This is a genomic window from Neobittarella massiliensis (ex Bilen et al. 2018), assembly GCF_900289145.1.
In the GTDB taxonomy this organism is placed as follows: Bacteria; Bacillota; Clostridia; order Oscillospirales; family Ruminococcaceae; genus Neobittarella; species Neobittarella massiliensis.
The window spans coordinates 325,242-333,350 of sequence record NZ_OKQO01000003.1 but is presented as its reverse complement, the minus strand read 5'-3'; the positions used below and the strand labels follow the sequence as shown (position 1 = coordinate 333,350).

7 protein-coding genes are annotated in these 8,109 nt (G+C 60.5%); 1 reads left to right on the top strand and 6 read right to left on the bottom strand.

All coding sequences use genetic code 11. The annotated features are described in order from the left end of the window. Window positions 1-241 precede the first annotated feature (241 nt). The 6 genes from rplS to C6Y32_RS05965 form a co-directional block, all read right to left on the bottom strand. Window positions 242-586, bottom strand: a complete 345-nt coding sequence (gene rplS, locus C6Y32_RS05990) for a 50S ribosomal protein L19 (RefSeq protein WP_105204422.1) — start codon at window positions 584-586, stop codon at window positions 242-244. 222 nt (window positions 587-808) lie between these two features. After that, window positions 809-1,480, bottom strand: a complete 672-nt coding sequence (locus C6Y32_RS05985; RefSeq protein WP_129589400.1) for a TIGR03936 family radical SAM-associated protein — start codon at window positions 1,478-1,480, stop codon at window positions 809-811. Further along, window positions 1,458-3,311, bottom strand: a complete 1,854-nt coding sequence (locus C6Y32_RS05980; RefSeq protein WP_105204421.1) for a TIGR03960 family B12-binding radical SAM protein — start codon at window positions 3,309-3,311, stop codon at window positions 1,458-1,460. The genes C6Y32_RS05985 and C6Y32_RS05980 overlap by 23 nt, the downstream gene beginning before the upstream one ends. Before the next feature lie 277 nt (window positions 3,312-3,588). After that, a complete protein-coding gene (locus C6Y32_RS05975; protein ID WP_105204420.1) occupies window positions 3,589-5,319 on the bottom strand; it encodes an EAL domain-containing protein in 1,731 nt (576 codons plus the stop codon). Between the two features lie 211 nt (window positions 5,320-5,530). Beyond that, entirely contained in the window at window positions 5,531-6,133 is a 603-nt protein-coding gene (locus tag C6Y32_RS05970) for a site-2 protease family protein (RefSeq protein WP_105204419.1), read from the bottom strand. Continuing rightward, window positions 6,130-7,104, bottom strand: a complete 975-nt coding sequence (locus C6Y32_RS05965; protein ID WP_129589399.1) for a M23 family metallopeptidase — start codon at window positions 7,102-7,104, stop codon at window positions 6,130-6,132. Before C6Y32_RS05965 ends, C6Y32_RS05970 begins: the two co-directional genes overlap by 4 nt. 249 nt (window positions 7,105-7,353) lie before the next feature. Between C6Y32_RS05965 and C6Y32_RS05960 the strand changes: the two genes are divergently transcribed. Further along, on the top strand, window positions 7,354-8,034 hold the full coding sequence (locus tag C6Y32_RS05960) for a nitroreductase family protein (RefSeq protein ID WP_105204417.1): 681 nt from the start codon (window positions 7,354-7,356) through the stop codon (window positions 8,032-8,034). Window positions 8,035-8,109 lie beyond the last annotated feature (75 nt).

The following is an 8,109-nucleotide window of genomic DNA, read 5'->3' as shown; positions in this document are numbered from 1 at the left end:
GGGGGGGGGGCCCTAAAAGAAGCGGGGGGGGGGCCGGGGGCGCGAGCTGGTCGGGGCCGGGTGGGAGGGGTTCTTTTTTAGGGGGGAAAGCGGTTGCGTTTTTTTGTCTCGTTAAAACGAGACAGGGGGTGTAAAGGAGGGGGGGGGGGGGGCGGGGGGGGGGGGGGGGGGGGTCCCCGCCCCGCCGTTGGCGGCATGAAAAAAGAGCGCGGTGACCCGCGCTCTTTTTTTCGTGGAGTAATTACTTGAGCTGCTCTTTGACTTTGGCAGCTTTGCCGACGCGATCGCGCAGATAGTACAGCTTGCTCCTGCGAACACGGCCTCTTCTGACGATCTCGACCTTTTCGACTTTGGGAGAGTGTACCGGGAACACGCGCTCTACGCCTACGCCGTAAGACACGCGGCGCACGGTAAAGGTCTCCTCGATACCACCGTGTTTGCGGGCGATGACAGTGCCCTCAAACACCTGGATCCTCTCGCGCTGGCCCTCTTTGATCTTCACGTGTACCCGTACGGTATCACCGATGTTGATCTCGGGCATCTCGCTCTTGAGCATCGAGCTGGTCATGAGTTTTAAAGCGTCCATAATGATCCTCCTTGGTTTCAGGCATTCTTGTCTCTTAAATATTGGGACGGGCGGGTTACCGCACGTGAACAGAGGACTGCCCGGTTTAATGTCGGTCCTGAACATTAACCCCATCAGCAGCAGCGGCCACTGACGGAACATTCTTTAGAATGATAGCACACTTTTTGTACCGGTGCAAGCTTTTTTTGCCTTTTTATACCGGCAGACAGTCCGGCCGGGGGCCTAGCGAAAGAGCGCCCCCTCGGTATCGTACAGCTGATCGCGGAAGATGCGCTGTACCGAGAGCTGGCAGCCGGTCTGGGTGCAAAAGGCGTCGAGCAGCAGCGCCGGGTTGAGGTTTTTCTGGGTGCCGGCGGCACAGCGCAGTGTGGCGGCGCACGCCTCTTTTTCGGCGCGCACCTCAGCGTCGAGCAGCATGGGGCGGATATCTACCTCTTTTATGCCTTTTTTGGTTTTTTTGGAGGTGATGATCGCCGACTGCTCTACAAACTTTTGCAGAGCGCTGGCCAGTGCCAGCGGCTTTTTATCGCCCTGCAGACGCAGCTGGTAGCGGGCGGCAGCTATTTTGGTAAAATCGCGGCCCTCGCTGGCATCGTAGGCAGTGCGCACCCGCAGTTCCTCGGGCAGCGCCACGTCCAGACGGCGGGCCACCTCCTGCATCTCCACCTCTTCTACCAGGCGAAACTGCATGATCTCGCAGCAGCTCTCCTGCCCCAGCGACAGCGGCAGCGCAAAGGTGAGATAGATGTGGGGATTAAAGCCCTGGGTGTACCACACCGGCAGGCCCGAGCGCTTGAGTGCCCGGGTCACGCAGCGCACCAGGTCGAGGTGGGAGATGTATTTGGCGCGGCCGGTCTTTTCAAACCACAGCCTAACAGTTTTCAGCGGTTCCAAAACAGGGCCCTCCTAACAGTTTATTGGCGCCGCACCCACTGCACTGCAGCCGGCAGTGGGGGGTGGCGGTATCGGCGTGCGCCTTTTTGTTTTCGCGGATCAAAAACGCCTTGTCTACCCCGAAATACAGGTGATCCCAGGGGAGCACCTCGTCGTAGGGACGCCGCCGGTTGGCGTAAAAGGCGGGGTCGAGCCCGCAGTCGGCGATGGCCTGCACCCACTTGTCAAAATCGAAGTACTCGCTCCAGCCGTCCATCTTACAGCCGCGCTGCCAGGCCAGCAGGAGCGCCTGACCCAGGCGGCGGTCGCCGCGGGCAAACACCCCTTCGATAAAGCTGGTCTTGGCGTCGTGAGAGGAGATGCGCACTTTTTTGGTGCGCAGATGCTGGCGCATGAGCTGCTGCTTTTCGCGCAGCTCATCCATGGTGGCCTGCGGCTCGAACTGGAAAGGAGTAAACGGCTTGGGCACGAAGCAGGCCGCGCTCACCGAGACGCTCACCGACCTGCCCTTGGGGCGGTCGGGATTTTGATAATAGAGATTCACGACCCCCTGCGCGGTGTCTACGATACCGCAGACGTCCTCTTCGGTCTCGGTGGGCAGGCCGATCATAAAATAGAGCTTGATGTTGGTGTATCCGCCCTCGAACGCCACGCGGCAGGTGTGGTCGATCTCCTGTTGGCTGACGTTTTTGTTGATGACGTTGCGCAGGCGCTGGGTGCCGGCCTCGGGGGCAAAGGTGAGGCTCGACTTGCGCACCGAGCTGATCTTCTCCACCAGTTCCTCTGAAAAATTATCCACCCGCAAAGAGGGCAACGACAAGCTGACGTGGTCGCGCTCGGACCAGGAGAGCAGCTTTTCGAGCAGCGGCTCAATGGTGGAGAGATCGCTGGTGGAAAGCGAGGTGAGCGACACCTCGTCGTAGCCGGTGCTGTCGCACAGACATTTTGCCTGCCGGTCGATGACCTCCGGCGACTTCTCGCGAAATGGGCGATAAATAAAGCCCGCCTGACAGAAGCGGCAGCCGCGGATACAGCCCCGCAGCACCTCGGTCATGGCGCGGTCGTGCACGATATCGGTAAAGGGGACGACAAAAGTATCGGGGAAATAGGCGCGGTCGAGATCTTTTACGATGCGCTTGCTGACCACTTCCGGAGCGCCGTTTAAGGGCTCTACCTCTTTGACGGTGCCGTCTTGGTGGTAGTGTACCTGGTAGAAGCTGGGCACGTAGACCCCCTGGATGCGGCAGGCCTTTTGCAAAAACTGCTGCTTGCTCTCGCCGGCCTGTTTGCAGGCCAGATAGAGGTCGCATACCTCCATGTTGAGCTCCTCCCCTTCACCCAGCAAGAACAGGTCGATAAAGGGGGCCAGCGGCTCGGGGTTGCAGGCGCAGGGGCCGCCGGCCACCACCAGATTTTTGAGGTCGTGGCGGTCTTTGGCCAGCACCGGAATGCCCGCCAAGTCGAGCATATTTAAAATGTTGGTAAAGCTCAGCTCGTACTGCAGGGTAAAGCCGAGGATATCGAAATCGGTGAGCGGATCGAGGCTCTCGAGCGCGTAGAGGGGGATGTGGTTTTGCCGCATCTCGGCCTCCATGTCGGTCCAGGGGGCAAAGCAGCGCTCGCACCAAAAATTTTCGCGGGTGTTGAGCAGCCCGTAGAGGATCTTCATGCCCAGATGGCTCATGCCCACCTCGTAGGTGTCGGGAAAACAGAAGGCAAAGCGCAGATCGATCTCGCTCTTGTCTTTTTGTATGCTCCCCATCTCGCCGCCGATGTATTGGGCGGGTTTTTGTACGCGCAGCAGTACGCGCTCTATCTCGTCTCGCAGCATGCTCTTCCTCCAAAAACGGTTGTGGACACCGGACCTCTACGCGGCCTGAAAATGCGTGATCCCGGGCCATTCTAAGGTATTATAGCCTATCTCGACACGGTTTGCAATCGCCAGTATATGCCGGTGCGGAGCCCGTAAAAAACAAGAGAGCGGGCCCGGACGACATCTGGTCCGGGCCCGCTTAGAGAGGTGCTTTCTTTTAGGAGGAATCGCTTGGATCTATTTTATGTAAGTGTGGCATTTTTATTGAGACCGCCAGCCGCGGGCGGGCACCGCGCTAATGGCTGACGGCGCAGGGGGCGAGATACTGGCCGGCAAAGTCTTCGGCCGGCATGGGCCGGGCGTAGTAAAAGCCCTGGACCACATCGCACCCCAGCTGCCGCACGCAGTCGAGCTGACCGGCAGTCTCTATCCCCTCACACACAGCGATCATTTTGGTCTCGTGGGCCATCTCCACCACCTTTTGCAAAATGACGACGCTGCGGCGGTTCTTCTCGCAGTCGATGGCCAGACTGCGGTCGATCTTTAAGATGTCCGCCGAGAGCATACTGAGCATGTTGAGGGAGGCATAGCCGGTGCCGAAATCGTCGATGGCCAGCAAAAAGCCCATCTCGTGCAGCCGCCGAGCCATGACATAGACCTCGTCGTTATACTCGACAAAGGTGCTCTCGGTCAGCTCGAACACGATCAGCTCGTGGGGGATGCGGTACTTGTCGACCACCGAGCAAAAGTCCTCCAGGTAGCGGCTGTGGGCCAGGTGCCGGCGCGACTGGTTGATGGATACCGGCAACACCGGCCGGCCCTCATTTAGCCAGCGGCGCAGATGCCGACAAAGCAGATCTAACATGTAGAAATCGAACTCCAAAATAAACTCGCTGTGCTCGAACAGGGGGATGAACGCCCCCGGCATGATGAGAGAACCATCGGGCTGCTGCCAGCGCACCAGCGCCTCCCCCGCAGCCGGCGAGCCGGTAGCGAGCTCTACCTGCGGCTGTATGTACAGTTTGAAGGCGCCGCTCTCGATCGCCGACATCGCTTTGGCCATCAGCTGCGAGTCGGCGTACCAGCGGGCCGACATCTCGGGGGCATAGTACACGTATTCGCTCACTGCACGGCTGCTGTCGAGCGACTGCTGGGCGACCAGGGCCTTGTCGAGCATATCTTTGATCTCCTCGCCCTGCAAGTTGGGCGGCAGATAGAGACCGGCAGTGAAGTTGATCTCGACACTGAGCTGCCGGCGCAGTTCCTCGTCGACGAGCGCGGCGCGTATCTGCTCCATGCGGCGGGCCATATCGGCTTTGCCGCGAAAGACGAGCATGGCGGCAAAGATATCTTTTTCTACCCGGCCACAGGTCTCCTGCTCGCTACAGCTGGCCTGCAGGTGGCCGGCGATGTGCCGCAGCACCTGGTCGCCCACCACAAAGCCGCTGGTGCGGTTGATGTAGCGAAAGCCGTTGATGCCGAACTTTAAAAAGACATAGGTGTTTTGCGGCCACCGGCGGCGCAGCTGGTCGGCGGCGGCGACAAAGCCCTCCATATTGTAGATGCCGGTGAGCGCATCGCGCAGGCGCAGCTCTTCCAACTGCCGCCGGGTCACCTGGACGGCGGAGGCGTCTTGAGGCGGAAAATAGGGCACCGAGGAATGGATGCAGCAGATGCGCCACCCCTGCGGCAGAGAGCGCAGCTGCAGCGTCATGCGCACCGTGAGCATAGAGGCGCCGCTCTCTGCCTCTACGCCCAGCCGCAGAAAAGCCAGCACGGTGGTGGTGTCGCGGCCGGAGGAAAAGCTCTCGACCTGCATGTTTTCCAGCAGGAGCTGCACCTTTGGGTCGCCGTGCAGCTGGCGCATGTGGGCGCACACATCCTCGAAGCTGTAAAACACATCGCTCTTTTCTGCGCCTATCCAAAACAGCGGCTGAGCCAAGAGCTCCCCTATCCCGTCCAGATCCCGGCGCAAATAGCACTGGATGAACCTCTGTGCTATCTGTTCTGCCTCTACACTGCGCATGCGCACACCTCCCCGGTCACATCTGGCGGTGCAGAGGGACCATTTTTTATTTTACTCTGACCTGATTATACCGCGCTTTTACCGATAAAAGCAAATCGGCAGCTCGATCTCCCGGTTGTGCTCCCTGCTCGTTGCCAATCGTTTTGCTGTGAGCGCGGCAAAAAAGGAGCCGGCTATCAGCCAGCTCCTCTAAAGATCTGATGTGCTCTGCTCAACCGCTTCCCTGCCGGCGCTGGGCCCAGAGCAGATACAGCCCGGCGATGAGCAGCGTGGGGTTGCCGCCGGTATGCAGCAACAGCCAGGCGCCGGCCAGACAGAGCAGACCCAGTACCGCATAGGACAAAAGCGCGCTGGCCACATCGGCCCGGCGGCGGCCAAAGGCGCGCCACAACAGCAGGTAGAGCACCTGGCCGCCGTCGAGCACCGAGACCGGCAGCAGGTTAAAGCCGCCCAGCAGCAGGTGCACCAGACAGAAGATGAGCACATCTACCTGAAAGCGCTGCTGCAGCGCCGCCAGCGCCGCCAGACCGCAGAGCAGATTGACCGCCGGGCCCGCCAAAAATACCGGTATATCGCGCAGGCCCGGCAGGTAATCGCCGCCGCGGTCGAGCCGGATACCGGCGGGGGAAAAATAGAGACCGTATATTTTTTGGCGCTGTAACAGGAGCACTGCCAGGTGCCCGGCTTCGTGCAGCAGGCTAGCCACCAGGGCGGTGCGCACGATACCCGTATAGTCGAACACCGAGATGCACAGCAGCAAAAAAAGATACAGCGGGCTGACGGCGATCTCGGTCCCTTTTAGGGCAAATCTCATGCCAGTTGCGGGAAGGCCCAAGTTGGGTTGAGCCGCACCCCGTTTATGCGAAATTCAAAGTGCAGATGGGGGCCGGTGGACCAGCCGGTAGTGCCCACCCGAGCAATGGTCTCGCCCTGACGGACCACAGTGCCGGCCGAGACCAGCAGACTGTTGCAGTGCCCGTAAAAGCTCTGCAGCCCATCGCCGTGGTCGATGAGCAGGTAGTTGCCGTACACCTCTGACTGGCCCGCCTCTTTTACTACCCCGCACAGCGTGGCGGCGATACGGGTATCCATAGGCACTGCCAGATCGATGCCGGTGTGGAAATCCAGCTTGCCGGTCAGCGGGTGATCGCGGTAGCCAAACGGCGAGGTGACGGTGGGGTCTTTGACCGGCAGTGTGGGCTGCTGGGTGAGCGAAAAAGGCTCGTAGCTGGCATTTTCCGGCGGGGCCAGCGCCTCACCGCTCTGGGCGGTGGCCAGCACCGACTGATCCACCTCCTGACCGCCGCCCTGACCCAGCGCCTCGCCCTGACGCACCAGCGTGCCCGGCGCCGCCAGCACTGTGGTGGTAGTGGCGCCCTGACTGGCGGTGGCCTGCGCGCTGGAGGACTGGGCAGCGCTGTCGGCAGTGCTGCTGGTACCGGTACCGCTGCCGCTGGACTGGCTGCCAGACGAAGCATCGGCCGAGGAGCTCTGTCGACTGCTATCTTTTTGTTCGCTCTCTTTGCCGCCGAGCTTATCGTACACCTGCCACAGCACATCCTGTGCCTCGGACAGGTCCTCTTCACGGTAGATGACGGCTTTAAAATCTTTTCGCACATCTTCGAAAAAGGTTGGCTTTACCCACTGAGTGAGCGCTATCCCCCCCACCAGCAGAGCGGTAAGCCCGATCTGCACCAAGGTGACGAGCCCGCTGTTTGTGCGCTCCTCCCGCCGCGATGGACGTGTATCCCTGCTATAAGTCCGGTAATCCCTGTCGTTTCTCACCGTTCTCCCTCCCACGCATTACGCATCCTGTCTTGCCAGGCACTTTTTGTAAAGTCTATGTCCAAAAATGCCAGAAAAGACCGCCGGACAGGCCTGGCGCCGTACGGTTTGCCCTCTTTTGTCGGCCCGCACACCTGTTGGCGGCGGTGTGCTATAATAGTAGAGTAGATTCCCCGCTGCTTTTATGTATGCGGGTGCGTGCCGAAACATTTGCAGCCGGCCCAGGCCGCTGCACAGAAAGGGGCAAATATGGACCTGATGCAGGCGCTGCGCGACCGCCATGCGGTGCGCAGCTACACCGACCAAAAGATCGAGGAACCTGTTTTGCAGGCGCTGCGGGAGGAGATAGCCGCCTGCAACGGACAGGGGGGGCTGGACATACAGCTCGTCACCGACGAGCCGGAGGCCTTTGGCAGCCTGATGGCCCGCTGCAGCGGGTTTCGCGGTGTGCGCAACTACCTGCTCCTGGCGGGTGAGGACACACCCGACCTACCACAGCGCGCCGGCTATTTTGGCCAGCGCCTTGCTCTGCGCGCCGGTCAGCTGGGGCTAAACAGCTGCTGGGTGGCCGGTACCTATCGCAAAAACAGGTGCGCGGCGGTGCTGAAAGAGGGGCAAAAGCTGGTGTGCGTGATCGCTTTGGGGCATGGGACCACGCAGGGCACCGCCCACAAGAGCAAGCCGCTCTCGGCGCTGTGCCGCGTAAATGGCCCGATGCCCGACTGGTTTCGCGCCGGGATGGAGGCGGCCATGCTGGCACCCACAGCTATGAATCAGCAGAAGTTCATCGTGTCGCTGGCCGACGGGGAGGTGCAGGTACACGCCACCGGCGGCAGCTGTGCCGAGGTGAACGTGGGCATCGTCAAATACCATTTTGAGTGTGGCGCCGGCCAGACCTGTTTTTTGCCGCAGATGCAGGCGGTGTGCTAAAAATTTGTTAAAAGCCCGGCACCTTGCTGTGAGGTGCCGGGCTTTTTTTACCTGTGGCGCCGCCGGAGGAAAACG

What these genes read in the sequence shown, in the direction of transcription:
- C6Y32_RS05970 (WP_105204419.1), bottom strand. Translation starts at nt 6,133, where the DNA reads ATGAGATTTGCCCTAAAAGGGACCGAGATCGCCGTCAGCCCGCTGTAT.
- C6Y32_RS05980 (WP_105204421.1), bottom strand. Translation starts at nt 3,311, where the DNA reads ATGCTGCGAGACGAGATAGAGCGCGTACTGCTGCGCGTACAAAAACCC.
- rplS (WP_105204422.1), bottom strand. Translation starts at nt 586, where the DNA reads ATGGACGCTTTAAAACTCATGACCAGCTCGATGCTCAAGAGCGAGATG.
- C6Y32_RS05960 (WP_105204417.1), top strand. Translation starts at nt 7,354, where the DNA reads ATGGACCTGATGCAGGCGCTGCGCGACCGCCATGCGGTGCGCAGCTAC.
- C6Y32_RS05975 (WP_105204420.1), bottom strand. Translation starts at nt 5,319, where the DNA reads ATGCGCAGTGTAGAGGCAGAACAGATAGCACAGAGGTTCATCCAGTGC.